Here is a 26,142-nt window from a genome sequence, read left to right on the forward strand (position 1 = left end):
TTCACCAGTGGGAAATACGCTCGAACGGTGAAAGACCCGAAATGCATGTATCGTCTGCGATCGCTACGACGTTACGACACTCTCCCGCCGGTATCGAGGAATGACTGAACTCACCACCGCCCAGGCCTATGCGCTCGAGGTTCTGTCCGAGAGCCGAGCTGCCCGCACCGCAGACGAGTTGGCCCGCCTACTGGACGAACCCGCCTACGAGGTCGAGGACACCTTGGCGTGGCTGAAACGGCACCGCTACATCGTGGGCGTCACCGCATGGCAACTCGCGGTGGGCGCCACCTACATGCTCGCCTCGCACCACCAGCTCACCGAATTCGAGCTGTACGTGCTGCACGAGATCCGCGAGGCCGAGGGGGTGCGCACCATCGACGAGCTGGCGCGCGACTCCGGTCTGCCCGCGGAGGATCTCGCCGAGACGGTGCAGTGGCTGAGCCGCAACGGATACCTGCAACCCGTCACGGCCTGGCGTCGCCCCTCCGCGTACTCCTGACCGGGCGTTCCCCGCCCGCGCACCCCGCCACCGCCGGAATCTGAGAAAACTCATAGGAAGACCTCAGTCTCCGGTCAGCCGCGATCCGCATGCTGGTGGATGACCAGTTCATCCCGGTGAGAGGCAGGTGCACGATGGTCGACATCGAGGTCACGGGAACCACTGTGACGATTCATGTCCGCGGCGCACATCGCTTCCTCGGGCTGCGCGAGCAGCTGAGCTTCGACCTGTCCGACGTCGTGGCGGTCGGCCCGGCCCCGGTGGACAGCCGTCCGCCCTGGGTGCGCACCCCGGGCACCTTCTTCCCGGGCGTCATCGCCGCGGGCACGTTCCGGGGTAAGGGCCGGAAGGAGTTCTGGGATACGCTGTTCGACGGCCGCGCGCTCCGAATCGATCTCTCCGGACCGGATTTCACCCGCGTCGTCGTCGACGTGGCGGACCGTGACGCCGTGCGTCGGATGCTGACGACGGCTGCCGCCGCCTGATAGAGTCCAACGTCGTTTGCCGCAAAACCGACGAATTGTCCTGGTCTACAAGGTCACTCCGACAACGACTCTCGGCGTGTCGCGCGCGGCACGCCGATGAAGTTGGGAATTCGGCAAATCTACAGTTTCGCGGACGGCGGTCGATCGACTAAGAATGTCGTGTGCCGTTCCCACACGTGATCACTTGTCGGCCATCGTTTGTCACCGGGCGGTGGTCGCGTTGACCCTCGAACGTCCCCAAGGAGACGAGGTCGCGCAGCTGGCGAAGCGTGTCGAGAAGGCTCGCGGGCGCCTGGCGTACCAGTTCGATCCCGCGTTGACCGATGCGCTCTCCGAGGACGAACTCCAAGCCGAACGCGAACTCGCCGAGAAGATCCGCGAGCAGGAACGCGATCAGCGCTGGAAGAACGTACAGGCGGCGGCGTCCGCATCGGACCGCGCCAGGCAGACCTCAGAGGCGATCGCGAAGGCCGATATGCGAGATCTGTTGATGGCCCGCAAGGCCATTGCCGCACAGCGGCGTGAGTCCAGCCCGCACGCCAAGCTCGCCTCGCTGTACCGACACCGAGCCTGGTCGCAGCGCGGTCTGGCGGCCGTGGTGGCCGCCGGCATGCTCTGGTCCGCGGTCAACGTGCAGCACAACATCGCGCCCGGCGGCGCGGCCGACCCGCTGTTCTGGTTCAGCTACCTGCTGGAAGGGATGATCAGCGTCTGTCTGATCATCATCATGATCGGCACCAACAAGGTCGCCGAGTGGGGCATCCTGGACAGCGCCCGCCAGGTCGCGCTGGCCGAACTCGGCCTGCTCTCGCTGACGGTCATCCTCAACACCTACCCGTATCTGCGCTCCGGCCAGTGGTACGAGGTGGGTGTGCACGCGGTCGCGCCGGTGATGATCGGCGTCTCGCTGCTCATCCACAACGCCGCCAGCCACCGCTACGGCCAGGCCATCGTCCGTGCCACCGAACAGGTTCGGGAGCTGCCCGACCCGGCCGAGCAGATCCGGCGCACGCTGCCCACCTTCGTGAGCTTCATCCGGCAGGCCGCGCCCGACACCCGCCCGCCGGTGCCGCAGGCCGCGCTCCCGGGCGCGGGCGAGGGCAAGGCGGCCGACGCCCAGACCGGCGACGTCCTGGACCCGGTCGAGGAGCCCGACATCTGGACCGCGAAGACGGCCAGCACCACCACGGCCAAGAGCTGGCGGGTCGACGAGGCCAAGGGCGAGACCAACGGCTCGAACGGTGCGGCCAAGGCCAAGAAGTCGGCCGAGGCCGCCGACGACGGCGACCCGCTGAGCGTCTACGACACCGGCCAGTTCCGCATTGCCGACACCCTGGAGCAGGAACTCGCCGAACTGCGGGCCGAACGCCGCCGTGCCCGCGCCGCCAAGCAGCGGGCGAACGGCGGCTTCGACCCGGACGAGTAGTTCAGCGGAGCGCGATCACCGCGGTGGCGCGGCTGAACAGCTTGCGCCCGTTGCCCGTCGCGGTGAGCGCGATGGTCGCGGTCCGCTGCACCGGGTCCACCGACTTCACCGTGCCGCCGAACTCGATCGAGCTGGGCGTGCCGTTCGAGACGGGCAGGGTGCCGGCGAAGCGCACGCCGTATCGGGTCAGGGCCGCCGGGTCACCGGCCCATCCGGTCAGGTAGGCGGCGCCCAGCCCCATCGTCAGCATGCCGTGCGCGACGACCGACGGCAGTCCCGCGGCCCGGGCGACCTCGTCGCTGAAGTGGATCGGGTTGGCGTCGCCGCTCACGCCCGCGAAGTTGGCGAGGTCGCCGCGGGTCAGCTGCACGGTCCGGGTCGGGAGCTGCTCGCCGGGTGCGAGATCGGCTGCGGTGCAGGCGGTTCGCGGCCGCCGGACGCGCGGCGTGACGGTGATCGCGTCGCCGGAGACCGGCAGCAGCGCACCCGCGTCCCGCGCGTGGCGTGCCCGCCGGTCGGCGGTGGCCAGGCCGTTCATGATGATCCCGTCCACCAGGTCGGCCAGGTCGGAGCGGCCGCCACCAGCGCGTGCGACGAGCGTGGTGGTCCCGGCCTGCACGGGCACGCCGTGCCGGTCGGTGAGGACGTTCTTGGTGGTGAGCAGGTCGAGGTCGCGCACCTGGCGGAAGGACTGGAAGTACACGTCCGCAGTGAGCTCGTCACCGGCCGTCAGCGGCCGGGCGAACTCCAGCATCTGATCGGCCTGCAGCACCTGACCCAGGTCGTAGTCGTACAGGTGGGTGCTGAACACCTCTTCCTGCACCCGCATCCACGGCAGCGTCGCGAAGGTCGGCGGGGCGATCAGCGCGTCGAATCCCAGTTCCGCGGCGCCCAATTCGTTGTGGTACGCCGGGTGCGGGTCCTGGAGGGCCCGCGCGAACTCGCGTATCTTCTCGCGACCCACCTCGTAGTGGTCGGTCAGCCGGTATCGGTGCCCGACCAGCCGGCGAGCCTGATCGGCCGGTGTGCGGGTCAGCGTGTCCATGGTCCTCCTACGGCCGGCCACCGCGCTAGCGGGGCATCACATTGGTCCAGCCGACCCGCGAGGGCGGCACCACCACCGGTGTCGCTGTCTCCTCCGGCAGCGCGCCCGCGACCAGCGCGTAGCACCCCGCCGCCACCACCGCGAGCGCGCCGATCGCCAGCAGGATCTGAACGACGACCACCCGGTTGCGCTTCGCTGCGGCACGGGAGTCGGGCACTGCCTGGGGCCACGACGGCTGCGTACTCATGTCGGCTCACTCTTCGCGTTGCTGGGATCCGGGGCGCCGCTGACCCGTCGAACGGAGAAGGTAATCCGTACGAACGCGAAAAGTATTACGCCGCAGCTGATTTGTTGCCGCTCACCATGATCGCCGGGGGCCTCGGTGACGCGGCCCAAACGACCCGGTGATCAGGTCTCGCGGACGGCCCGGCGCACGAATCCGTTGGTGGCGGTGAGCATCTGGCGCGCCCGGGTGGCGTCGACCCCGGCCAGCTGCATGACGATGGCGGTCTTGGCGTGGCCGCCGGCCGCGTCGAGCAGCGCCGCGGCCGCCCGCGGGTCGACACCCGTGGCCTCGGCGACGATCCGCTTGGCGCGGTCCACCAGTTTGGTGTTCGACGGGTGCATGTCGACCATCAGGTTGCCGTAGACCTTGCCGGAGTAGACCATCACGGCGGTGGAGAGCATGTTGCACACCATCTTCTGCGCCGTGCCCGCCTTGAGGCGGGTGGAGCCGGTGAGAACCTCGGGGCCCGTGTCGATCTCGATGGGGATGTCGGCGTGCGCGCTCAGCTCCGCCGGGCGGTTGCACGACAGCGCGACCGTCGCGGAGCCGGCCGCGCGGGCGTAGTCGAGGGCGCCGATCGCGTACGGGGTGCGCCCGCTGGCGGCCAGGGCGACCACCACGTCGCGTTCGGTCAGCGCGATGGCCGCGAGATCGCGCTCCGCGCCGGCGAAGTCGTCCTCGGCGCCCTCCACCGCCTCGGTGAGGGCTCGTTTCCCGCCCGCGATGATGCCGAGCACCTCGCCGGGCTCGGTGCCGAAGGTGGGCGGGCACTCGGCCGCGTCCAGCACCCCCAGCCGGCCGCTGGTGCCCGCCCCCGCATAGATCAGCCGTCCGCCGTGCGCCCGCGCCGCGACGATCCGTTCGACCGCCCGGGTGATCTGCGGAATCGCCACCGCCACAGCGGAAGCCACCTGTGCGTCCTCGGCGTTCATGGTCCGCAGCAACGCGTCGACCGGCATCGAGTCGAGCCCCGCGGAATGCGGATTCGACGTCTCGGTGGCGAGTGCCCCGATCTCCTCCATCAGTCCTCCCGCCGCGCGACCGAGGCGCCCACCCCGCCCATTACGCCTCCCTGGGCCGGCGGGGCATCCGGCGGTCGGCGACCGCGTCGTGGGTGCGGTGCAACGCCTGCGCGGCGGCCGGGGTGCGTTGCAGCACACCGACATACAGCGCGTCGACGATGAGCAGCTGACTCATCCGGCTCGCCATCGCCGCGGACCGGAAGCCGTCCTCGCGGCCGGCCGCGAGCAGGGTGCGCGCCGCCGTGGCCGCCAGCGCCGAACCGGCTCCCGCGGTCACCGCGACCGTCGCCGCTCCGGCCCGGGCCGCCCGCCGCACCGCCTCGACCACGCCGCGGGTTTCGCCGGAGTGCGAGAACGCCATCGCGACGTCGCCGGTCCCGAGCAGGCTGGCCTGCACCAGCGCGTCGTCCTCGGAAGTGCAGGCGCCGCACCACATTCCGATGCGGGTGAGCTTCTGGGCCATATCCATCGCCACCAGTCCCGAGGCGCCGATGCCGATCAGCTGGATGCGGCGGGCCTGCGCCAGTTCCTCGGACACCGCCGCCATCGTCGCCGCGTCGGCCCGCTCGGCGGTGGCCAGCAGTCCCTCGGTCTCGAAGGCGGCCAGCTTGTGCAGGACCTTCGGCGGGGTGTCGTCGGGGTCGATGTCGGTGGCCAGCACCGGCGTGCGGTCCTCGGTGCCGGTGGCCGCCAGCGCCAGGCGCAATTGCGGATAGCCCTCGTAGCCAAGGGTTTTGGCCAGCCGCACCACCGCCGAGGTGCTGGTCTCGGCCCGCTCGGCGAGCTGGTTCACGGTCAGCTGCGCCGTGCCCGCCGGATCGTCGCGGATCACCTGCGCCACCCGGCGGGCGGTCGGGGTGAGCCGGGGGAGCGCCGTCAGCAGGCGCGTGCGCACATCGTCACCGTCGTTCATCGCGAGTTCCGTCCAGCGTGAGGGGTGGGGGAGGGGCAGCGGTCGATCGGCACGAGGCGACGATATCGCCGGACGGACGGGCCGATCGCACGAACACCCGTTCCGGACGCAATCGGCTGCCGAGCCCGCCGACCAGGAGGGTGACCGCGACGCCGATCGGCACCAGCCACTGTGCGGCGACGGCCTTTTCGGTCACCGCGCCCGCGACGGTCACGTCGATCCGGACGACCCGGACCACGAAGGTCATCACGAGCACCGTGACGACGAAGGCGACGATCGCGTCCGCCTGGGTGGCCCGGCGGACCAGCCGGCCGAGCAGGAAGGCGCCCAGCAGCGCGCCGTAGGTGTAGCCCGCGATGGCGAGCGCGGTCAGGTACACGTTGCCGGTGGTGGCGCTGAAACCCATGGCGAACACGGCCATCAGCACCGCCCACACCAGCGTCATGGCCCGGCCCAGCCGCAGCATCGCCGCGTCGGAGAGTTCGCGGCGGGAGAAGCTGTGGACGATGTCGGCCACCGTCGAATTCGACATGGAGTTCAACGCCGCCGACAGCGAACCCATGGCGGCGCCGAGGATTCCGGCGACCAACAGGCCCGAGATCACCACCGGCAGCCCGTGCAGGATGAAGTCCGGATACAGCCCGTCGGAGCTGGACAGGCCCAGCTCCTTCGGCGTCGCGCCGTCGTTGTACGCCCACAGCAGCGCGCCCACCAGCGAGAAGGCCGCGAACTGCACCGCGATGAACACCCCCGAGGCGATCATCGCCCGCTGTCCCTCGCGCACCGAGCGGGTGGCCAGAATGCGTTGCACGATCAGCTGATCCGAGCCGTGCGAGGCCATGGCGAACAGCGCGCCGCCGACGATCGCGGTGGGCAGCGCGAAGCTGCTGGTGAGGATGTGGGCCGGGGCGAAGTCGGTGTCGAACAGGCGGAACTTGCCGTCGTGCCACGCCCGCGCGTACCCGGACGCGCCGACGTGTCCGGTGAGCACGGCGATCGCGATCAGCGCACCGAGCAGATACAGGCCCATCTGCAACGCGTCGGTCCAGATCACCGCCTTGATGCCGCCCAGGTAGGTGTAGCCGACGGTGAGCAGCGTGAGCACCGCGATGATCACGTCGTAGCCCAGGGTGAGGCCGAACTCGCCGAGCAGCAGCTTGATCGGGATGGCCGAGGCGAACAGCCGCACGCCCTCGGCGAGCAGCCGGGTGACCACGAACGTCACCGCCGCGACGCCCTGCAGGTAGCGCCCGAACCGCTGCCCGAGGTACTGGTAGGCGCTGACGAAACCGCCCCGCTTGTACAGCGGTATCAACGCGATCGCGACGACCGTGCGGCCGATGATGTAGCCGAACGCCAGCTCGACGTTGCCGAATCCTTGATCGGTGTACGCGCCGCCCGGAATCGAAATGACCGTCAGCACACTGGTTTCGGTGGCCACCACCGAGAAACACACCGTCCACCAAGGCATTCGGCCCGCGCCGACGAAATAGTCGCCGGCGGAGCGCTGCTTTCCGGACAGCCGCACGCCGATCCATGCCACGGTCACCAGATACACGACGATGACCGCGACATTGAGTGCGTTCATCGCGAACTCCCGGTGGCGCAGCGGGCAGACTGCAATTAAGTGTCAGACGAAATAGTTAATCTGTCAACGATTCTCAGGAAATCCGTGTGATCAACGGTTCCAGCGCCGTCGTCGTGTCGGCGCCCAGCAGCGCGGCGCCATCGATCGGATGGCCGCGTGCGGGCCGGCGTTCGACGGCCGTGCCGAGCGCGTGGTCCAGTGGGGTCCACAGTGCCGTACCGAGTCCGATCAGTCCACCGGTCACCGCATACGGTACCGGTGCCGGCACGCCGCCGCGGGCGATCGCGGCACGGACCGCGCGGGCCAGCGCGTGGGCGGCCGCGGTCATGATGCCTGCGGCCACTTGGTCGGTGGCGGCGGCCGCGGCGACCGCGGGCGCGAACCGTGCCGCGAGCAGGGCGGGATTCTCGTGTTCGCCGAACAACTTCGGCAGCGCGTCGAGGGGACCGTAGTGTTCGGCGGCCGCCGCGGCCAGCGCGGTGGCCGGTCCGCGCCCGTCGTGGCAGCACAGCGCGGCCCGCAGGCCCTGCACGCCGATCCACCCGCCGCTGCCCTCGTCGCCGAGCAGCGGACCCCAGCCGTCGACGCGGGTGAACCGGCCCGCCGCGTCGATCGCGGTGGCCACCGCGCCGGTGCCCGCGGCCAGCACCACGCCGGGCTCCCCGCCGAGCGCTCCGGCGTGCGCGGTGACGGCGTCGGAAGTGACCGCGACCGCCGCCACCCCGGGCAATTCGGCCAGGTGTCGCGCGAGCCGCAGGCGCGCGTCCGGCGCGGCGGCCGCCCCGGCCGCGCCCACCGACAGCACGAAAGGGCTTGTTACGCCGTCGATTCGACCCAGCACGGTCGCGATGGCGCGGAGTGCGGCGTCGACGCCGTCCGCGGTCGCCAGGCCGGGAGCGCCCGGTCCGTCGGCGCGCGCGATCTCGCCGTCGGCGGTCCGCAGCGACGCGCGGCAGCCGGACTTGCCGAGGTCGACGGCGAGGAGGGCGGTGGTCATGTCAGCATCATGGCCAATCGGCAGTCGATCGGTCACGTCCTGTCCGGTATGTCCGCAAATTCACTCGTGATCCCCAACTCTGGGAATGGCCGATACTCGAACCACGTCGGTCCGGGTGAAACACAGAAGGATTCCCGATGGCGCTGTTCGTGAGTCCGCCTCGCAACCGGGGGCCGCAATGACTGTCGACCATTATCGGGTCGTCCCGGAGTTCGTCCTGCCGCCCTTCGCATCGGGCACCTTGCGGGGCATCGTGAACGCGACGCACGCCGCGATTCAGGCCAATGTCGACAATCTGGGCGCGGGCACTCCCTTCAAGGGACCGCAGTTCGTGAAGTTGTTGCGCGAGAAGGGCTTGATCGACGATCAGAACGAGTCGATCGCCACGACCAACCACAACGACATGGTCACCACGCTGCAAGGCATCGAAACCCAGATGGAGACCAACGACGAGGGCGTCGACAGCTCCTCCTACGGCGCGTACACCGCGGCGGGCGATGCCTACACCGATATCGATGCCGCAGTCAAGGATCTGCAGGGCACCATAGACGATTCGGTGAAGAAGTTCCCGGCCAGCGTGAACAAGGACACTGGTGCCGAGTTCTGGCCGTGGTCGGTCGAGGGTCCGCTGTGTACCGCGTGCGCCACCGCCGCGGCCAAGGTGGAACAGCGGATGCAGCAGGCCTCGACCGACATTCAGCAGCATGCCCGCCACATCGACTACTCGGCCCCCGGCAATCCGATCCCGCGTGCCTACGGTGGCACCACCGCACCGATCACCCAGGCGTGGTCGGGCACCAGCTACGTGCCGCCCGCCGACGCCGGCACCATCGACAAGATCAAGGGATTCGCCGCGAACGAGCTGGGTGTCACCGAACAGGGCACCAACCACGTGAACCGGCCCTACAACATCAACGACGCGTGGTGCGCGTCCTTCGCGACCTGGGTGTGGAAGCAGTCCGGCATCGACGTGGACTGGACCAACAAGAACTACGTGCCCAGCGTGTGGTCCGATGCCGCCAAACAGGGGCTGGCCGACAGCAACATGTCCGCCGCGCGCCCCGGTGACCTGGTCGTCTTCGGCGGCCAGCACCACATCGGCGTGGTGGTGGCCCGCGACGGCAACACCATCACCACCATCGAGGGCAACTCCGGCGACGCCGTGCGCCAGCACACCTACAACATCTCTGGTGGGAATTTCGCGGGTGTCATCCATCCACCGGCCAAGCAACTGGCGACCACCGGGGCGTAACCAGCCGACCGTCCCCGGCGTGTGATCCGCGGTATTTCGCCGTGGCGCGGGCGTATTCGGCGTGGTGATCGACCCTGTCCCGCGCCCGCCCGGTACCCTGCTCCCGGGTAGCTGAGTCATTGCCAGAGAATCGAGTTCGTTTCAGATCTTCGAGGAGCGTGGTGTGCTCGTGACCGGGTCGGTATCGGAAGTGCGCGCGTGAGCCGAGGCCTGCGCAAGCCCCTGCTCGGCTTCGGCGCGTTCGCGCTGGTGGCGGTGCTGGTGACCACACTCGTCTGGAATACCCTCTCGCGCAACGTCAGTGGGCCCACCACCGGCTACACCGCCACCTTCAGCGATGTGCTCGGGCTGCGCGTGAACGACGACGTGCGGATCGCCGGGGTGCGGGTCGGCAAGGTGACCGGCATCGGCCTGGCCCGGGATCCGGTTACGCGCAAGCACGTTGCCCGAGTGCGTTTCGTGGTGCAGCGCAATCAAACCCTGTACAACGACACCAAGGCCCTGGTCCGGTATCAGAATCTGATCGGTCAGCGATATGTGGCGCTGGCGCCGGGCAATCGGCCCGACAGCTCGCCGCTGCCCGGCGGCGGCGAGATTCCGTTGCAGCGCACCGAGCCGTCGTTCGACATCTCGGGCCTGCTGGGCGGCTTCCAGCCGATCTTCGAGAACCTGCTGCCCGACCAGGTGAACGACCTGTCGAACACGCTGATCCTGGCATTGCAGGGCGATCGGGTGTCATTGAGCGCGTTCATCACTCAGGCCGCCGCGGTGGCCACCGACTTCCAGCGGCGGGACGCGATCCTGGCCGATGTCATCACCAACCTCGGCGGCGTCATGCAGGGGCTGGCCAAGCGCGGCGACGAGCTGGAGACGCTGGTGACCCAGACCCGCGCGCTCATCGGCGGGCTGTACGAGCAGGGGCAGTCGCTGCTCGCGTCGACCGAACAGATCGCGGGGGCGTCCGACGCGCTGGTGCGCTCGGTCGGGCACGTGCAGCCGACGCTGGCGCCGGCCCAGCGCTCCGTCCGCGACGCCTTCACCCTGCTGCTGGACAACGGCGCGAAGCTGGACCGCGCGGCGGTGGACATGCCCGCGCTGCTGGCCGATCTGGGGCGGTTCACGCAGAACGGCGCGTACGCGTCCGCCTACCTGTGCACCCTGGACATCTCGCTGTACAACATCCTGCTGCCGCGCGGTCTGCTGCCGCTGATCGGTGGCAGCTCGCACTCGGCGGTGTGCCGCCCGTGACGTCACTGCCAGCGGCGGCGGCCGTGTAGCAGGGTCAGCGCCTTGGCGACCAGCGCGTCGGTGCTCGGCGTGCGGTCGAAGGTGGTGAGCGCCAGCAGCGGGGCGAAACGCTGCCGGGCCACGGCGTGCGCGAAGGTGAACTCGCGCAGGCCGTCCGGGCCGTGGATGCGCCCGAATCCCGAGTCCGCGACCCCGCCGAACGGCAGCGACGGGATCCGCGGCACGTTGAATACCGCGTTGACGCCGACCATGCCGGTGCGCAGCCGGTCGGCCAGCTCGCGGCCGCGGGCGACGGAGTACACCGCCGCGGACAGTCCGTAGCGGCTCGCGTTCGCCCGCTCGACCGCCTCGTCCATATCGGCCACCTTCGCCACCGTCAGGGTGGGGCCGAAGGTCTCCTCGGTGACGGCGAGCGCGTCCTCGGGCACGTCCACCAGCACGGTGGGCTGCACCACCTGCCCGGAGATCGCGCTCACGCCGCCGGTGAGCGCGCGGCCGCCGCGGGCCACGGCGTCCTGGAGGTGCCGCCGGATCACCTCGACCTGCCTCGGCATGGTGATCGGGCCGATCCGGGCCGCGGCGTCCGTGCCCGCGTGTACGGAATTCGCTTGTGCCACAAGTTTTTCCAGAAACGCGTCGTACACCCGCTGATGCACGTACACCCGCTCGGTGCCGATGCAGGACTGCCCGGCATTGGCCATGCCCGCCCACACCGCGGCGGCGGCCGCGCTGTCGAGATCGGCGTCCTCGTCGACGATCAGCACATCCTTGCCGCCGCACTCGGCCACCAGGGGAGTGAGGGATTCGGCGCACACCGCCATCACCCGCTTGGCGGTGTCGGTCGAGCCGGTGAAGGCGATCTTGTCCACGCCCGCCCGGCACAGCGCCGCGCCGGTGCCGCCGTCGCCGGTGAGCAGTTGCAGCACAGGCTGTTCGGGGACGACCTCCGCGAACATGTCCACCAACCAGCGCCCCACGCCGGGACTGAACTCGCTCGGCTTGAAGACCACCGCGTTCCCGGCGGCCAGCGCGTAGACGATCGAGCCGAGCGGGGTGAACACCGGATAGTTCCACGGGCCGATCACGCCGACGACGCCCAGCGGCTTGTACTCGACCGACGCGGCTTGGTCGAAGGTCAGGAGACCGACCCCGGCGCGACTGCGCCCCAGCACCTTTCGCGCGTTTCTGCCCGCCCACTTCAGGTGGTCCAGCGCCAGGCCCACCTCGAGCGCGCCGTCGGAGTACGGCTTGCCGGTCTCGTCGTGGACGACGGCCGCGAGCTGGTTGGTGCGGCGGGCCAGCACACCGGCGAAGCGGGCGAGCCGGTCCGCGCGCTGGGCGTAGCCGAGCCCGGACCACCAGGCGAAGGCGGTGCGGGCCCGCGCGACGGCCGCGGCGGCGTCCTCGTCGGTCTGCACCGGGTAGGTGCCGACCAGGTCGCCCGTGCCGGGGTTGCGGACCTCGAAAGTCGCTCGCGCGGTGGTGGTTTCGTCGAAGGTGGTCATCGGCTGCTCTCCTTCGCCGCGGTCGCGTTCGCCGAGCGGTCCCGGCCGCGAATCAGGTCGGCGGCCTTCTCGCCGATCATGACCGTGGGCGCGTTGGTGTTGCCGCGGACGATGCGCGGCATGATCGAGGCGTCGACGACGCGCAGGTTCTCCAGGCCGTGTACCCGCAGTTGCGGATCCACCACCGCCGTCTCGCCGGTGCCCATCGCGCAGGTGCCCACGGGGTGGAACAGCGTCTGGGTCCAGCGTTCGGCGTGCGCGCGCAGGGCCTGCTCGTCGGCGGGATCGGCCGGAAGGTGCGGGCACTCCAGGTATTTCGCCAAGGGCTGCTGCCGCGCGATCTCGGCGAGCTGCCGCATGCCGGCCAGCAGGGTGTCCAGGTCGCGGGCATCGGAGAAGTAGGCCGGGTCCATGTCCGGTTTCCAGCGCGGATCGGCCGAGCGCAACCGCAGGCGGCCGCGGCTGTGCACCTCGACCAGCGTCGGCCCGGCGGTGAACATCGGCGCGACGTTCTCGTGGAGTCCGTTGTCGTAGAACGCGGTCGGCGCGACGTGGTACTGCATGTCCGGTGCCTGCGCGTCGGGGCCGACGCGCGAGAAACCGCCGCCCTCACCGATATTCGAGGTCAGCGGACCGCGCCCGAAGGCCTGCCACTGACCCAGCCGCAGCGGCGTCTCGAACTGCGCCAGATCCGAGGTGCCGCGGGTGCGCCAGAGCATCGGCGTGGCGGGATGGTCGTGCAGGTTCTCGCCGACGCCGGGCAGGTCCGCCACCACGTCGATGCCGGTCTCGCGCAGGTGCGCGGCCGGGCCGACCCCCGAAAGCAGCAGCAGCTGCGGCGAATTCACCGCGCCGCCGGACAGCAGCACCTCGGCGTCGGCGTACGCGGTGTGCTCGGCGCCCGCCCGCAGATAGGTGACGCCGATCGCGCGGGTGCCGTCGAACACGATCCGGGTGGCGAGCGAGTCGGTGCGCACGGTCAGGTTGGGCCGCGACAGCGCCGGGCGCAGATAGCCGTCGGCCGTCGACCAGCGGCGGCCGTTGCGGTGAGTGACCTGGTAGCGGCCCACGCCGTCCTGGGACGCGCCGTTGAAGTCGTCGGTGCGCGGCAGGCCCGCGGCGACCGCCGCCTCGATCCAGGCGTCGGTGAGTTCGTGGGTGTAGCGGCGGTTCTCCACGTGCAGCGGTCCGGCGCCGCCGTGGTACGGCGAGCGCAGGCCCGTATTGGTCTCCGCGCGAACGAAATACGGCAGCACCTCCTCGTAACTCCAGCCCACCGCGCCGAAGTCGCGCCGCCAGCCGTCGTAGTCGGCCGGGTTGCCGCGGATGTAGATCATCGCGTTCATCGACGAACAGCCGCCGAGCCCCTTCATCCGCGGCCAGTACGCCCGCCGCCCGCCCAGATACTTCTGCGGCGTCGTCTCGTACCGCCAGTCCCACCGCGTCCCCAGCAACGTCCCCCACGCCGCCGGTATCCGAATCTCCTCGGCATCATCGACCGGTCCCGCCTCCAGCAGCAGCACCGAAACCGCCGCATCCTCGGTCAGCCGATGCGCGAGCACACACCCCGCGCTCCCGGCCCCCACCACCACGTAATCGAACGATTCCCGGCCGGTCATCCCGTCCTCCTGTCAAGCAGCGAACGCCCCATTGTCACGCCCCACCCACCCCCACCGTTCCGATTCGCCCGATCCCACCCCGCGTCGCGGTCAGGTGGGGTCTATGAGGGTGTGGGTGGTGCCGTGGTGGTCTATTTCTATGCGGCGTAGTTCGGTGGGGGCGTCGATGAGGATGGTGGCGAGGACGGGGCGGGCGGGTGGGAGGATGCGGACGGTGACGGCGCCGGCGTTGGCCTTGTCGAGTTGCTGGGCTACCTCGGTGAGGACGGCGGCCACGGCGGTGTCGGGGGCGTCGGCGAGGCCGCCGTCGTCGAGCAGCAGGACCTCCACGCCGCGGCTGCGGGCGCCGCGGGTGGCGGCGGCCAGGGCGGCGGTGGTGAGGGCGGGGGCGCGCAGGCCGTCGCGCAGTTCGGCTTCCAGCAGGCGGGATTCGTAGCGTTCGGTGTCGGTGAGGCCGTCGCCGGCGGCGATGCGTTCGAGCATCGGGCGGGCGCGGTCGTCGAGCCGCTCCAGCTGGCGGGCGCGTTCCTCGCCCTGCGCGCGCAGCGTGGCCCGGGCCGCGGCACCCGACGCGGACTCGTCGGCGAGGCGGCGCAGCGCGCCCAGGGTGGAACGGGCGATCGCCGCTATGAGGATGCCGGTGACGACGATGATGAGCGGCGTCATCGACATCGAGATGCCCTGGGTCCCGAGCCCGATGTCGAACATCGCGACGAGCGTCGTCGCGACGATCCCGGCCACGGCGAACCCGCTGCGCCCGCGGACCGCCAGGAAGCACAGCACCACCGAGGTGGCGTAGACCGTCCAGACGAACTCGTGCACCCGCGCCGCGTCCACGTGGTGGTAGGCGATCCCGGTGGACAGCGGCCCGGCGGCCGCCACCGCCGCCGCGAGCAGCCGCGGGAAGGGTTCGGTGTCCACGGCCAGCGTAACCACCGCCGCGGCCCCGATCACGGTGTACGCCACCAGGATCGCGCCCCGGTGGTCCGGGAAGGCCCGCAGATTCGACACCGAGATCGAGGCGATGGTCGCCAGCAGCACGGCCGTCACGAGCGCGCCCTGCCGGCCCCGCAACCCGAGCAGGCCGCGCAGATCCCAGCGTTCCGCCGCCGTCGCGCCGGAGGTCTCGGGGCCCGGATCCGGTTCCCGCTCACCGGTGCTCGGATGCACCCACACCAGCGTGACCGTCGTCCCCTGGCCCGGCGCGGATTCCACGAACGCCGCGCCGCCGGGCAGATCGGCCATCCGCGCGAGAATGCTGCGCCGCACCCCGAGCCGGTGCGCGGGCACCTCCTCGGTGTCGAAACCCGCGCCGTCGTCCCGCATTTCGACCCGCAGCGCACCCGTGCCGACGGTGACGGTGACCTCGCGGTGCACCCGCCGCCCGACCCCGCCGCCGTGCCGCAGGCTGTTGCGCACCGCCTCGGCCAGCGCCGCGGCGATGGTGTCGCCGACGTCGGCGGGCACCCGCAGCCGCGCGAAGCCGGTGAGCCGCTTGGACCGGAACGCGATGCCGGGGTTGACCGCCGACACCGTCGCGCGCAGCATCCCGATCGCGCGCACCGCGTCCAGGTCGCCGCGCTCGTCGATGCGCCGGAATTCGTCGAACCGGCCCAGCGTGCGGCGGGCCAGGCGGCCCAGCGCGGCGGCGTCGCGCCCGCGCGAGGCGTCCAGCAGCGTGGACATCACGTCGTCGTGGATGATCGCCGAGAACCGCGCGCGCTCACGGCTTTTCGCGTCGGCGGCGGCCACCTGGGCGGCGTCGCGCTCGGCACGCGCGGACTCCTCGTCGAGGGTGGCCGCCGCCCGCAGCACGGTGACCAGGCCCCAGGTGAGCAGCCCCGCGATCCCGAAGTTGCGGCTGAAGTCCAGCAGCAGCGGCAACGCCCGCACGCCGCCCTGGAGCAGGCCGTTGGCCGCCGCGCTCCCGGCCACGACCAGCACCAGCGCCACGGCCGCCACCCGCGGCCGCCACACCAGCGCACCGGCGGCGGCCCCGGGCGCCGCGGTGCGCAGCAGCCAGAACGGGTCGTCGCGCAGTTCGGGGTGGCGAACGGCCAACGGCAGCAACACGATCGCGATCAGCATGGCGGCCGCGACCCCGCCGCACATGCCGCGCACCACCCGCAGCGGCGCCACGAACGCCAGTACCGCCAGCGCGAGGCAGCTCCCGAACACCACGGCCGCGGCCAGCGGCGTCCACCACCACGCCAGGAACCGGGCCTGCTGCCACGCCTCCCGGGCCACCGCCGGCCCGAGCAGCACGCCGACCGCGCCGACGAGCAGCGCCGCCGAGCGGGTGATCCGCGCCGTCGCCGGACCCACTCGCGCACCGGCGAATTCGGTCGGGGCAGCGGTCACGGCGCCATCCGGGTCAGACGCATGCGGGCGAACCACCCACCGGTATCTCGTCGCGCGTCTCGTACACCGCGTACGCGCGGTCGCGCGGGCGCAGATTGGTCTGCAGGTGCGGCCGCACCGACTCGCCGTCGTGCAGGCGCAACGTGCCCGAGTTCAGCAGCGCGGCCGTGAAGACCTGCCCCTCCAGCAGCGCCAGCGCGGACCCGACGCAGACGTGCCGGCCCGCGCCGAACGGCAGGTAGGCGTGCCGCGGCAGTTTCCGGTCGGGCGCGAAGCGCTCGGGATCGAACACCAGCGGCCGCGGATACCACTCGGGCGAGCGGTGCATCACGTACGGGGCGACGAACACGACCGTGCCGCGGCGCACGTGACAGCCGCCGATCGTGGTGTCGCGCACCGCTTGTCGCAGGAAGGCCGGGGCCGGCGAGTACAGCCGCATGGTCTCCTTGAACACCTGCAGGCAGTACGGCAGGTTCGGCAGGTCCGCGGCGGTCGGCAACCGCCCGCCGAGCACGCGGTCGACCTCGGCGCGCGCCTGCTCGGCCACGTCGGGATGCCGCGACAGCGCGTAGGCGGTCCAGAACTGGGCGTCGGAGGAGGTCTCGATGCCGGAGGCCCACAGGTTGATGGTCTCGTCCACGAGCTGGTCGAAGTCCATCGCACCGGCGTCGTCGCGCGCCTCGACCAGGGCCTGCAGGATGTCGTTCCCGGTCTCGGCGCCGCTGCGGCGCGCCCGCACCAGCTCGCCGACCCGGCCGCGGATGTAGGCGATGTCGCGCACGAAGGCGCGATTGCGCCGGGTCGGGACGAACAGCGGCGCCACGATCGGGCGGCTCAGTAAACGGATCTCCCAGTCGAAGATCCGGGTGATCGCCGCGAGCGCCTCCTCGTCGTCGGCCAGCGCCTCGCCCGCGAACAGTTCGCCCATGATGTCGTGGGTCAGGCGCTGCATGGCCGCGAGCGCGTCGAACCGCCCGGCCGCCGACCACCGGTTCAGGTGGGCGTGCACGTGGGCGGCGACGGCGTCGACGTAGGCGGTCATCCGGCGCGGGGTGAACAGCGGCCCGATCAGCCCGCGCTGGCGCTGATGCAGGTCCCCCTCCGAGACGACCAGGCCGTTGCGCAACGCCGGCCACAACCCCAGCACCATCGCGCGGGCGCGGCCGAAGTCGGCGGCGTTACCGACGAGCACCTCGTGGATCGGGTCCGGCGCGGCCACCAGGACCGCGCGGGCCGGGCCGATCCGGAATTCCGTGATCGGCCCGCATTCGGCCGCGAGCCGCTGCATCACGGCCAGCGGGTCGCGCATCATGGTGACCAGTTCGCCGAACGGCGCGAAGCGGCTGCTGCGTGGCGGGTGCGCCGCGGGTACGGCGCTGCTCCGGTCCATCATCGACAATCCTCCCGTGTTGTCGGTGTACCCAGCACCGCATCCGCCCCGAAAGCCGTGCCGGCCGGTGATCGCCGTCCTCTCGACGAAACTCCGGCCGGCGTGCGAGTGCTGATCATCTGCCCCCGAGCATTGATCATCGACCAGTCTGACCGCGCGTGGCAGGGCTGCGAAGACCCGAGATGTGGGGGCGTGCCGGGTGACCGGCGGCAACGCGGCCGCGTTAATCTCCCGGGCATGCGAGTGCGGGGATGGAAGCGGTTCGCGATTCTGCTCGCGGCGGTCGCCGTCACGGCCGGATCGGCCTGCGGCGGTGCCCTTGCCGAGGACTTCGGCCCGCAGCCGCCGCACGATCGGCTCGGCCCGCCGGGGACCGCGACGATGCACGGCGACGCCGAGGCCTCGGACACCACCCCGCATCCCGGTCCCGGAATCGGCCCGGTCCGAGCCCGTTTCGTCGAGCTGGGCGCGGCCTGCCCGACCATCCTGATCGGCGCGGACGCGATGCCCCAGGCGCTGTGCACCGACATCGCCACCCGCGCGCCGGTGCTGTACCTGCTCGATCCGGCCACTGGCGACCCGGTGGCGTCGCTGCGTCTGGGCGCGGGCGGCCTGCTCGGCGGCGTCTACGGATACCTCGACGCCGCAGGGGATTTCGTGGCCGCGACCGGTGGCGACGCCATCACCTGGATCGGTCACGACCGAGCGCCCGACGGCGCCTGGCGACTGTTCGCCCGCCGCACGGTCTCGGTGGCGGACGCGGTCACCCGGCCGTGCGGCGCGCCCGGCTGCGACGCGCTGGAATCGCTGGTCCCGGACCGGAACGGCCGGATCTGGTTCGCCACCGAGCACGGCCGAGCCGGTTACCTCGACCCGGAAACCGAAGCGACGCAGGCGATCACGTTGGACGGCCCGGTCGCCAACAGCATCGCCGCCGCCGCGTCCGGAGTAGCGGTCGCTTCCGACCGCGCCCTGTATCTGATCCGGGCGGACGGAACCGGTGTGCCGCAGGTGATCTGGAGCCGGGCCTACGATCGCGGGCCGGCCCGCAAGCCGGGACAGCTCGCCTGGGGGACCGGTGCCACCCCGACGTTCTTCGGCCCGCGCACGGGCGCGGACTACGTGACGATCACCGACAACGCCGTCCCCCAGGAGCATCTGCTGGTGTTCGACGCCGCGACGGGCCGCGAGGTGTGCTCGGTTGCGGTGCTGCCGCCGGGCGCGAGCGGGACGGAGAACTCGCCGATCGGCGCGGGCAGCAGCGTCTTCGTGGCGAGCACCTACGGCTATCCGTACCCCGCCGGCGCCAGCGGACCCAGCGAGCCGCCCGCGGCCGCCTTCACCGGCGGCATGGCCCGCGTCGACATCGATCCGTCGGGGTCGGGTTGCGCGGTGCGCTGGACCGGCGACGTCGCGTCGGCGGCCGTACCGCGACTGTCGCGAGCCGACGGCAACATCTACACCGTCGACCGCCGCACCGCACTGCCCGGCGGCACCACCACGCCTGCGGACTCGTTCGGCTACACGGTGATCGACGCCGCGACCGGGGCCGTGCGGACCCGGCAGGAGATCGGCGTCGGCATGCTCGTCGACACCCTTCAGATGGTCGGCTCGATCGCCCCCGACGGCACCCAGTACCAGGGCACCACCACCGGTCTGTTCCGCATCGCGGCGGCGACGTGACCGGCGATTCCGCGTCGCGCGGACAGTCTTCGCCCGGTCACCGTGCCCGGCCGACCACGAGCGCCGCCGCCGGCACCCGGGGCGGCCGAACATCGGCGCCGCGGCGTTCTGCGATGCCTGCCCGGCCGTCCCTGCCGGGACCGCGGGTGACTCAGACCTGGGCGGGCGTGTGCTTGGCGGCCCCGCGCACCTGGAAGGCATAGATGAAATCGACGATGCCCATGACGATCAGCCACCACCCGGCCACCAGGGTCAGCGTGACGATCGAGCTGATCGGCCACACCACCAGCACGATGCCGCCGATCAGCAGCACGATGCCGTAGAAGATCGCCCAGCCGCGCCCCGGCACGCCCGACGGCACCTCCGCGCCGCCGATAAGCACCGCGATCCCGCGGAACAGCCAGCTGATGCCGATCCACAGCGCCAGCAGCACGATCGCGTCGCCGATGTGCCGGAAACTGAAGAACGCCAGGATGAACGCCAGGGCGCCGCTGAGGATGGACAGCATTCGCATACCGGTGCCGACGTGCGGACCGAAGGCCGCCACCAGCTGGAAGATCCCGGAGACCAGCAGATAGATGCCGAACAGAATGCCGGCGACCACGAGCGTCGGCCCGGGCCAGACCAGCACGATGATGCCGACGACCACCGACAGCACGCCGATGAGGGCGAGCGACTGCCACGCGCCACGGGCCAGTTGATGCAGCGGCCCTTCGAAAACTCCTTCTTTGCTGGGTGTCATCTGGGCAGGATAAGTCCAGAACAGTCAATAGCACATTATTAGCCAGTCTCGAACTCATTACGGTGGCCGGGAATTTGCCGGCGGCCGTGCTATACCCGCGCGATGGCGCGTCCGCGGTGTACGCGCGCGAAATGGCCCGGCGGCTGGCCCTTCCAGGAGCGGAAGGCGGAGGTGAAGGCGGACACGCTGGAGTAGCCGAGCCGGTCCGCGACGTTCTCCACGGTCAGTCCGGCCACGAGTAGTTCCTCGGCGAGCATGCCCACGGTCTCGTTGCTGAGTTCGCGGAAGGTGGTGCCCTCGTCGGCGAGCCGGCGGCGCAGGGTGCGCACGCTGACATCGAGATCGGCGGCGACGCGGGCCTGGTCGGTCACGCCGCCGTGGCGGATCAGCAGTTCGCGCACCTTGCCGCTCACGCCCCCGCGGCTGCGGCGGCGCTGCATGATGTCCGCGCACTGCTGCTCGTAGAAGCGCGCCGTCGCCGCATTCGCCTGTGGCAGAGCGACATCCAGTGTGCTGCGGTGCCAGGCCATGAGCGAGCGCGGGGCGCCGAAGGTGATCTTGTCGACGCCGAGCATCGTCGCGAACATCTCGTAGACCGGGTGCGGCTCCACCGTCACCTCGACGCGCAGGGTGGGCACCCGCATCGGCACCAGGTCCTGCTGGATGGTGGCGATGGCCGAGAAGTCCCGTTCGAGGGTGAACCGGCGCAGGTCGGGCGGCACGCCGCTGTCGTCGCGGACCAGCCACAGCTCGTCGCCGTGCTCGACCAGGCCGTGCCGGGCGATGGTGAACCACAGGTCCGCGTAGCGCACGCCGATGTCGGCGGCGTGGCGCAGGGTGGGACTGCTCATCACGGCGAACCCGAGGACGCCGAAAGACGGCGGGTGGCACAGCAACCCGGCCATCAGGCCCAGGCCGGGCTCGTTGTGCACGCCGTCGACGACGTTGCGCAACAGGGTGAGTTCCTGGTCGAGCGTGATCTCGCCGCCCGGATCCTGCAACTGTTCTTCCCGAATCCCGCTGCCCCGCAGGATATCCGGCATGCGCAGACCGCGCGTGACCGCGTAGTCCGCCAGCAATGCCACACCGTTGATCGATCGCACCGCCGCAGGCTCGTTCACCTACGCATCGTCGCAGAGATTTGCGCTCCGTTGGCCCGAATCCGCTGATCGATCCGATAATGGTGTGCGCCGCAGCGGCTCCGGCGTTCGCGCCGTGCGCTCGCACGACCGGCGTGCGGGCGGCGTCGCCCCGGCGCCGCTTACTGCCCGGTAGGTTTGCTGGGAGCGGCCGATATTAGCCCGAACCTGGCCCATTGCCCGCTGGTTGCGAAATTGCCCCAGTCATACGGTTTTCGACATGCCGCACCGCAACCGGCGCATTCTTCTCCACCCGGACATTCGTCCCCTGTTGTGCCGTGCCCGCGGTGGCGGTGTGATCGTGCCGCAGTCATCACGCCCGGAGTGAGTCGAATGCTGTCCACCACCTGTCCGAATACCGCCGGGGAAGCCCGGATCACCGTGATCGCGCCCGGCGACGGCCGGACGCTGGGCATCCTGCCCGCCCATTCGCCCGAACACGTTCGCGCGGTGACGAGCTCGCTGCGCACCGCCCAGATCTCCTGGCGGGCAATGGGCGTCGTCCGCCGCGTGCATTGGCTGACGCGATTCCGGGAATGGTTGTCTGCCAACGGGGAAATGCTGGCCGAGCTGCTGGCGTCGGAAACCGGAAAGTCGGTTGCCGCGGCTTTGCGGGAATTGCGCCTCGGCATCGACGCGGTGGACTACCATCGCACGCATGGTGCCGACTTTCTCGGCGCGCCGTGGCAGCGTTCGCACGGCAACCCGAGTGTCGCGTTGCAGCTTTCGATCACCTACCGCCCCTGCGCGGTGGTCGGTGTCCTGTCGCCCTGGACCTACCCGCTGGCGTCGACCCTGTTCGACGCGGTGCCGGCGCTGATGGCCGGTTCCGCGGTGCTGGTCAAGCCCTCCACGGTCACCCCGCTGACCGTGCGCGCGGTCGCCGACGGCTGGGCGCGGCTCGGCGCGCCGCCGGTGCTGGAATTCGTCGCCGGTCACGAGGCAGGTCCGGCGGTGGTCGACAGCGTCGACTACGTGCACTTCACCGGCTCCCCGGAGACCGGGAAGGTGGTGGCGCTGCGGGCGGCCGCGCGGCTGGTGCCCTGTCGCCTCGCGCTGGGCGGGAAGTCGTCGGCGATCGTGCTGGCCGACGCCGACCTGGGCGCGGCGGCCGCCGGCATCGCGCTGGGCGGGTTCGCCGACGCGGGGCAGAGCTGCCACAGCATCGAGCGGGTGTTCGTCGAGGCGGCGGTCTACGACGAATTCGTCGATCGGCTGGCCGCCGAGGCCGCCGCGTTCGGCGCCGAGGACCCCGACGATCCCCGCCGGGAGCCGATGACCTCGGCGGCGCACGTCCGCCACCTCGACGATCAGGTGCGCGACGCGCTGGCCAAGGGCGCCACGCTGCGAATCGGCGGCACGGCCGAGGGCCAGGTGTTCGCGCCGACCGTGCTGGCCGACGCCGACCCGTCGATGAGCGTGCTGACCCAGCAGACGCTGGGCCCGATCCTGCCGGTGGTCCGGGTCGCCTCCGCCGAGGCGGCCACGGCCCTGGCCAACGACCCGTGCGGTCCCTGTGTGAGCGTGTGGACCGCCGATGACGCGGCCGGGCGGTACGTCGCCGGTCGGCTGCTGGCGGCGCGGGCGGGGCGCAACGACGTCTCGGTCCACCTCGCGCCGCCCGGGTACGCCTAGTGCCCGGAATGTCCGCTGCATCAAGGTAATTCGGAATCCATGAGAGAGTCATGAACACCTGTTGCGAATATCCGTCCGACACTTCCACTTCGGCCGCGGGGGAGGTGAAATGATGGGCAGCTGGCAGGTTTTCGCGGCCACCATGGTCCTGGTCGGCGCGATGGCGGTCGTGGTGCTGAACGTGCGACCGCAGCGACTGCCCACCGGCCGCACCTCCGTCGCCGAGATCCGCGAGCGGCTGCTGGCCGAATCGGTCCCGCCCGCGCCGCCGGTGTCCGCCGCGCTGTCCCATGCCGCGCCGGACCGCCCGTTCGAGGTGGCCGCGGCGCACCGCACCATGCAGTTGCACCTCGACTGCACGGTCGGGGACTGCCCGCGCAAGACGGCGGCCTACCAGGCGCTGGTCGCCGCGGGGCGCATCAAGCCGCGCTGACTCGCCCGGGGCCCGGAGTTGTCCGGATGATTGCTCTTCGGTCTCCGATTGTCGTCTGATCTTGCATACCCGTGTTTCGCTCTCGGATACTCGGCTTCTGAGCGTTGCCATCCACCAGGCGTTACCGGGTAAGCAGGTGTGGCGAGGAGGCCGGTCATGTCCGATTCACAGGCGGTACCACCCTCCCTCGCGGGCTGGGCCGTACCGGGTGCCGTGCATTTGCCACCGCGGACCGGCGGGCGGCTCGCGCCTCGAATCCGCCCGGCCGCGCCGCGCACGCGAGAGGCAGCGCCGGCGGGCGTCCCGCAGGCGCAGACCTGGCCCGCCCAGGTGCGGGCGCTGCCCCACCGGCGGGCGCTCGCGCTGGTGACCGTCGCGCTGCTCTCGGGTCTGCTGGGCGCCGATACCGTGGTCGACGCGGTCGCCGCGCCGCGAGTCGCGGAGTACTTCGCGATGGACTCTCGGATGTCCACGCTCGCAACGGTTCTCGGCGCGCTGTGCGTGTCGGCGGGTGTGCTCGTCGCCGGACTGTACGGCGATCGGCTCGGGCGGCGACGGATGCTGCTGGCCGGGGGCGCGCTGGTCGCCGCCGGTGGCGTCGCCGCCGCCTATGCCTCGGGTCCCGGCGTTTTCCTGCTCGGCCGGGCGCTCACCGGCGTGGGTCTCGCCGCGAGCGCCGCGATGGCCCTGGCGATCGTGCCGGCGCTGTTCGCGCCGCGGGAACTGGCGCGGGTGTTCGGGGTGTGGCTGAGTGTGCAGTCGGTGGCGGTGTTGTGCGGCACCGTGCTCGGCGGCGGCCTGATCGACGAAACCACCTGGCGCACGGGCTATTTCCTGATCGCCGTGGTGGCGGCGGTGCTGGTGGCGGCCGGGTGGTGCACGGTCCCGGATTCGCGGGCGGGTGGGCCGCGGCCGCTGGGCATTGCGAGCCTGGCGCTGCTCACGGTCGCGCTGGCCGGTCTCGCCGGTGGCGTCGGGTGGGCCGCGCGGCGCGGGTGGACCGATGTGCCCGCAGTGGCCGCTGTGGTCGGCTCCGCGGCGCTGTTCGCGCTGTGTGGCTGGCACGAGCTGCGCCGCCGGGCGGCGCGAGTGCGGTGGTGGCCCTTCACTTCCGGCCCGGTCGCCGCGGCATGTCTGGTCGGTGCGCTGACCGGGTTCGCCACCGCGGTCGCCGCCGTGCGGATCGCCGAGGCGCTGCGCGCCGATCGCGGCCTGTCGACTTCGATGGCACTGGTCGTCGTCGTGCCGCTCTACCTGGGCATGGTGCTCGGGGCGGTGCTGTCGGCGCAGGCGCAGGAGTACCGGATCCCGGTGCGGGCGCTCTACAGCACCGGTCTGCTGTGCTGCGGACTGGGCTTCCTGGCATTGGCGCGATCCGGCGCTGGGACCGAACTGTGGGTGTACTCGACGCTGTGCGCGCTCGTCGGATTCGGCGTGATGTGGGCGCAGAATCCGCAGTCGGTGGTGCTGCTGTCGGCGGTGCCGCCACGCCGGGCGGGATCGGCCGCGGCGCTGAAAATCATTGTGGCGCAAGTGGGTTTCGGTGTCGGACTGAGTGTCGCGGTGCGGTTCGGCCCGAGTGCGGCGGAGGTGACGTCGGGTGTCGCCGCGCCCGGCACCGGCTCCGGGACCGGTCTGTCGATCGCCGCTGTCGCATTGCTGGCCGGGGCGCTGGTGGTTGCGGTGCTGCCGCTGCCCGGGCGCGGAAGCCGCGAATCGCTCTGAACGCTGGGAGGAATTCGAGTCTTCGAACCTCGATCCAGGAGGAAACAGCGCAGCCGTGCGCGGTCGATGGCGGCTGTGTGGCGGTTTGCGCGGCTTCGGTGGATTGATCCGTCGGACGACTTCAAGGTCGGTGGTGCGGGATTGCCCGCGCTCACCGAACAAGGAGTGCTCATGATCGTCGTCACCGGAGCCACCGGAACCGTCGGCCGCCTCGTGGTCGACCAGCTACTCGCGACGGGTGCGCGGGTGCGGGCCCTGACTCGGCGACCCGAGCGCGCGCAGCTGCCCGCGGGCGCGGAGGTGGTGCGCGCGGATCTCGGTGAGCCCGACAGTCCGGCGGACGCGCTCGCCGGAGCGGATCGGGTCTTCCTGCTGTCGTCGGGCCCCGACCTGCCGGCGCACGACGCCGCCGTCGCACGCGCCGCCGCTCGGGCCGGTGTCTCGCACATCGTGAAGCTGTCGTCCGGACGGGCCGGGGACGCGGCGGCGACCGACCCGATACCGGCATGGCACCGGGCGGGGGAACGGGCGGTGCGGGACAGCGGCGTGGCCTGGACCATGGTGCGCCCCTTGGGTTTCATGGCCAACGCGCTGCACTGGGCGCCCACGGTCCGCGACCACGACACCGTCTACGCGCCGTACGGGCAAGGCCGGATCGCCGTCGTCGACCCGCACGACATCGCCGCTGTCGCAACGAAAGCCCTCACCGAACCCGGCCACGAGGCGAGCATCTACACCCTCAGCGGGCCACAAGCGCTCACCCCGGGCGAACAGACCGGCATCATCGCCGAGGTGCTCGGCCGCCCGCTGCGCTACGTCGAGACCACACCGGCGCAGGCGCGGGCCGCACTGCTGGGGTTCGGCGTCGAACCCGACATGGCCGACGCCATCATGGCGCTGCGCGCGACGGCCCTGGAGTCGTTCACCTCCGTGGTGCACCCGACGGTCGACATCGTCACCGGCCGTCCGCCGCGCACGTTCCGCGAGTGGGTACTGGCCCACCGCGCGCACTTCGAGCGCTAGGTCGTGTCTCCCAATAATTTGAGCCATTCGACGACCAGGGCCAGGACGAATCCGGCGCGGTAAGTGATTGCGAGCTTGTCGTAGCGCGTGGCCACCGCCCGCCAGTGCTTGGCCCTGTTGAAA

Annotated in this window: 22 protein-coding genes; 10 read left to right on the plus strand and 12 right to left on the minus strand. The window is 71.1% G+C overall.

Features of this window, described 5'->3' with window-relative positions; all coding sequences use genetic code 11:
• The first annotated feature begins 100 nt into the window (after window positions 1-100).
• The 3 genes from IU476_RS25985 (at window position 101) to IU476_RS25995 (ending at window position 2,413) form a co-directional block, all read left to right on the plus strand.
• A complete protein-coding gene (locus tag IU476_RS25985) occupies window positions 101-502 on the plus strand; it encodes a hypothetical protein (protein ID WP_195104299.1) in 402 nt (133 codons plus the stop codon).
• 134 nt (window positions 503-636) lie between these two features.
• The gene (locus IU476_RS25990) at window positions 637-987 is read left to right on the plus strand and encodes a hypothetical protein (RefSeq protein WP_195104300.1); all 351 of its coding nucleotides are present in this window, start codon (window positions 637-639) and stop codon (window positions 985-987) included.
• Window positions 988-1,207: 220 nt separating this feature from the next.
• Complete coding sequence (locus IU476_RS25995) at window positions 1,208-2,413, plus strand: hypothetical protein (RefSeq protein ID WP_195104301.1); 1,206 nt, start codon at window positions 1,208-1,210, stop codon at window positions 2,411-2,413.
• Window position 2,414: 1 nt separating this feature from the next.
• On the opposite strand, the gene IU476_RS26000 is transcribed toward IU476_RS25995, so the two are convergent.
• The 6 genes from IU476_RS26000 to IU476_RS26025 form a co-directional block, all read right to left on the minus strand.
• Window positions 2,415-3,458 (minus strand): fused (3R)-hydroxyacyl-ACP dehydratase subunits HadA/HadB, encoded by a 1,044-nt coding sequence (locus IU476_RS26000; RefSeq protein WP_195104302.1) that lies wholly within the window; start codon window positions 3,456-3,458, stop codon window positions 2,415-2,417.
• Between the two features lie 25 nt (window positions 3,459-3,483).
• Window positions 3,484-3,705 carry a hypothetical protein gene (locus tag IU476_RS26005; protein WP_195104303.1) on the minus strand — a complete coding sequence of 74 codons (222 nt, stop codon included), beginning with the start codon at window positions 3,703-3,705 and terminating at the stop codon, window positions 3,484-3,486.
• A gap of 161 nt (window positions 3,706-3,866) precedes the next feature.
• Window positions 3,867-4,766, minus strand: a complete 900-nt coding sequence (murQ, locus tag IU476_RS26010; protein WP_195104305.1) for an N-acetylmuramic acid 6-phosphate etherase — start codon at window positions 4,764-4,766, stop codon at window positions 3,867-3,869.
• Between the two features lie 40 nt (window positions 4,767-4,806).
• On the minus strand, window positions 4,807-5,679 hold the full coding sequence (locus tag IU476_RS26015; RefSeq protein ID WP_195104307.1) for a MurR/RpiR family transcriptional regulator: 873 nt from the start codon (window positions 5,677-5,679) through the stop codon (window positions 4,807-4,809).
• A complete protein-coding gene (locus IU476_RS26020) occupies window positions 5,666-7,267 on the minus strand; it encodes a sodium:solute symporter (protein ID WP_195104309.1) in 1,602 nt (533 codons plus the stop codon). Before IU476_RS26020 ends, IU476_RS26015 begins: the two co-directional genes overlap by 14 nt.
• Window positions 7,268-7,340: 73 nt before the next feature.
• Complete coding sequence (locus IU476_RS26025; protein ID WP_195104311.1) at window positions 7,341-8,264, minus strand: BadF/BadG/BcrA/BcrD ATPase family protein; 924 nt, start codon at window positions 8,262-8,264, stop codon at window positions 7,341-7,343.
• Window positions 8,265-8,442: 178 nt separating this feature from the next.
• Here IU476_RS26025 and IU476_RS26030 point away from each other — a divergent pair, with 178 nt between their 5' ends.
• On the plus strand, window positions 8,443-9,516 hold the full coding sequence (locus IU476_RS26030) for a CHAP domain-containing protein (protein ID WP_195104313.1): 1,074 nt from the start codon (window positions 8,443-8,445) through the stop codon (window positions 9,514-9,516).
• A 198-nt stretch (window positions 9,517-9,714) separates the two neighbouring features.
• Window positions 9,715-10,764 (plus strand): MCE family protein, encoded by a 1,050-nt coding sequence (locus IU476_RS26035; RefSeq protein ID WP_324194319.1) that lies wholly within the window; start codon window positions 9,715-9,717, stop codon window positions 10,762-10,764.
• A 2-nt stretch (window positions 10,765-10,766) separates the two neighbouring features.
• On the opposite strand, the gene IU476_RS26040 is transcribed toward IU476_RS26035, so the two are convergent.
• The 4 genes from IU476_RS26040 to IU476_RS26055 all read right to left on the minus strand — a co-directional run bounded on the left by IU476_RS26040 (window position 10,767) and on the right by IU476_RS26055 (window position 17,642).
• On the minus strand, window positions 10,767-12,269 hold the full coding sequence (locus IU476_RS26040) for an aldehyde dehydrogenase family protein (protein ID WP_195104315.1): 1,503 nt from the start codon (window positions 12,267-12,269) through the stop codon (window positions 10,767-10,769).
• The gene (locus IU476_RS26045; protein ID WP_195104317.1) at window positions 12,266-13,888 is read right to left on the minus strand and encodes a GMC family oxidoreductase; all 1,623 of its coding nucleotides are present in this window, start codon (window positions 13,886-13,888) and stop codon (window positions 12,266-12,268) included. Before IU476_RS26045 ends, IU476_RS26040 begins: the two co-directional genes overlap by 4 nt.
• A gap of 90 nt (window positions 13,889-13,978) precedes the next feature.
• Complete coding sequence (locus IU476_RS37120; protein ID WP_195104319.1) at window positions 13,979-16,249, minus strand: sensor histidine kinase; 2,271 nt, start codon at window positions 16,247-16,249, stop codon at window positions 13,979-13,981.
• Window positions 16,250-16,262: 13 nt separating this feature from the next.
• Window positions 16,263-17,642: a cytochrome P450 gene (locus IU476_RS26055; RefSeq protein WP_195104328.1), complete on the minus strand. Its 1,380-nt coding sequence runs from the start codon at window positions 17,640-17,642 to the stop codon at window positions 16,263-16,265.
• Between the two features lie 234 nt (window positions 17,643-17,876).
• Here IU476_RS26055 and IU476_RS26060 point away from each other — a divergent pair, with 234 nt between their 5' ends.
• Window positions 17,877-19,322 (plus strand): hypothetical protein, encoded by a 1,446-nt coding sequence (locus IU476_RS26060; protein ID WP_195104330.1) that lies wholly within the window; start codon window positions 17,877-17,879, stop codon window positions 19,320-19,322.
• Window positions 19,323-19,473: 151 nt separating this feature from the next.
• Here the strand turns inward: IU476_RS26060 and IU476_RS26065 are convergent, their stop codons facing one another.
• Together IU476_RS26065 and IU476_RS26070 are read right to left on the minus strand one after the other, a co-directional pair.
• Window positions 19,474-20,064 carry an HdeD family acid-resistance protein gene (locus IU476_RS26065; RefSeq protein ID WP_195104331.1) on the minus strand — a complete coding sequence of 197 codons (591 nt, stop codon included), beginning with the start codon at window positions 20,062-20,064 and terminating at the stop codon, window positions 19,474-19,476.
• A gap of 89 nt (window positions 20,065-20,153) precedes the next feature.
• Window positions 20,154-21,185: an AraC family transcriptional regulator gene (locus IU476_RS26070; protein ID WP_195104332.1), complete on the minus strand. Its 1,032-nt coding sequence runs from the start codon at window positions 21,183-21,185 to the stop codon at window positions 20,154-20,156.
• A 351-nt stretch (window positions 21,186-21,536) separates the two neighbouring features.
• Between IU476_RS26070 and IU476_RS26075 the strand changes: the two genes are divergently transcribed.
• The 4 genes from IU476_RS26075 (at window position 21,537) to IU476_RS26090 (ending at window position 26,019) form a co-directional block, all read left to right on the plus strand.
• Window positions 21,537-22,838 (plus strand): aldehyde dehydrogenase family protein, encoded by a 1,302-nt coding sequence (locus tag IU476_RS26075; protein WP_195104333.1) that lies wholly within the window; start codon window positions 21,537-21,539, stop codon window positions 22,836-22,838.
• A 109-nt stretch (window positions 22,839-22,947) separates the two neighbouring features.
• Window positions 22,948-23,271 (plus strand): hypothetical protein, encoded by a 324-nt coding sequence (locus tag IU476_RS26080; protein WP_195104335.1) that lies wholly within the window; start codon window positions 22,948-22,950, stop codon window positions 23,269-23,271.
• Between the two features lie 156 nt (window positions 23,272-23,427).
• Window positions 23,428-24,996: an MFS transporter gene (locus tag IU476_RS26085; protein WP_195104338.1), complete on the plus strand. Its 1,569-nt coding sequence runs from the start codon at window positions 23,428-23,430 to the stop codon at window positions 24,994-24,996.
• A gap of 171 nt (window positions 24,997-25,167) precedes the next feature.
• The gene (locus tag IU476_RS26090) at window positions 25,168-26,019 is read left to right on the plus strand and encodes an SDR family oxidoreductase (protein ID WP_195104341.1); all 852 of its coding nucleotides are present in this window, start codon (window positions 25,168-25,170) and stop codon (window positions 26,017-26,019) included.
• Window positions 26,020-26,142 lie beyond the last annotated feature (123 nt).

It is taken from the genome of Nocardia blacklockiae (assembly GCF_015477355.1).
Classification (GTDB): Bacteria; Actinomycetota; Actinomycetes; order Mycobacteriales; family Mycobacteriaceae; genus Nocardia; species Nocardia blacklockiae.

Bases quoted from the DNA above. Each gene is read 5' to 3' on its own strand.
- IU476_RS25985 (WP_195104299.1), top strand. From the start codon at position 101: ATGACTGAACTCACCACCGCCCAGGCCTATGCGCTCGAGGTTCTGTCC.
- IU476_RS25990 (WP_195104300.1), top strand. From the start codon at position 637: ATGGTCGACATCGAGGTCACGGGAACCACTGTGACGATTCATGTCCGC.
- IU476_RS26000 (WP_195104302.1), bottom strand. From the start codon at position 3,458: ATGGACACGCTGACCCGCACACCGGCCGATCAGGCTCGCCGGCTGGTC.
- IU476_RS26005 (WP_195104303.1), bottom strand. From the start codon at position 3,705: ATGAGTACGCAGCCGTCGTGGCCCCAGGCAGTGCCCGACTCCCGTGCC.
- murQ (WP_195104305.1), bottom strand. From the start codon at position 4,766: ATGGAGGAGATCGGGGCACTCGCCACCGAGACGTCGAATCCGCATTCC.
- IU476_RS26015 (WP_195104307.1), bottom strand. From the start codon at position 5,679: ATGAACGACGGTGACGATGTGCGCACGCGCCTGCTGACGGCGCTCCCC.
- IU476_RS26020 (WP_195104309.1), bottom strand. From the start codon at position 7,267: ATGAACGCACTCAATGTCGCGGTCATCGTCGTGTATCTGGTGACCGTG.
- IU476_RS26025 (WP_195104311.1), bottom strand. From the start codon at position 8,264: ATGACCACCGCCCTCCTCGCCGTCGACCTCGGCAAGTCCGGCTGCCGC.
- IU476_RS26030 (WP_195104313.1), top strand. From the start codon at position 8,443: ATGACTGTCGACCATTATCGGGTCGTCCCGGAGTTCGTCCTGCCGCCC.
- IU476_RS26040 (WP_195104315.1), bottom strand. From the start codon at position 12,269: ATGACCACCTTCGACGAAACCACCACCGCGCGAGCGACTTTCGAGGTC.
- IU476_RS26045 (WP_195104317.1), bottom strand. From the start codon at position 13,888: ATGACCGGCCGGGAATCGTTCGATTACGTGGTGGTGGGGGCCGGGAGC.
- IU476_RS26055 (WP_195104328.1), bottom strand. From the start codon at position 17,642: ATGATGGACCGGAGCAGCGCCGTACCCGCGGCGCACCCGCCACGCAGC.
- IU476_RS26060 (WP_195104330.1), top strand. From the start codon at position 17,877: ATGCGAGTGCGGGGATGGAAGCGGTTCGCGATTCTGCTCGCGGCGGTC.
- IU476_RS26065 (WP_195104331.1), bottom strand. From the start codon at position 20,064: ATGACACCCAGCAAAGAAGGAGTTTTCGAAGGGCCGCTGCATCAACTG.
- IU476_RS26075 (WP_195104333.1), top strand. From the start codon at position 21,537: ATGCTGTCCACCACCTGTCCGAATACCGCCGGGGAAGCCCGGATCACC.
- IU476_RS26080 (WP_195104335.1), top strand. From the start codon at position 22,948: ATGATGGGCAGCTGGCAGGTTTTCGCGGCCACCATGGTCCTGGTCGGC.
- IU476_RS26085 (WP_195104338.1), top strand. From the start codon at position 23,428: ATGTCCGATTCACAGGCGGTACCACCCTCCCTCGCGGGCTGGGCCGTA.
- IU476_RS26090 (WP_195104341.1), top strand. From the start codon at position 25,168: ATGATCGTCGTCACCGGAGCCACCGGAACCGTCGGCCGCCTCGTGGTC.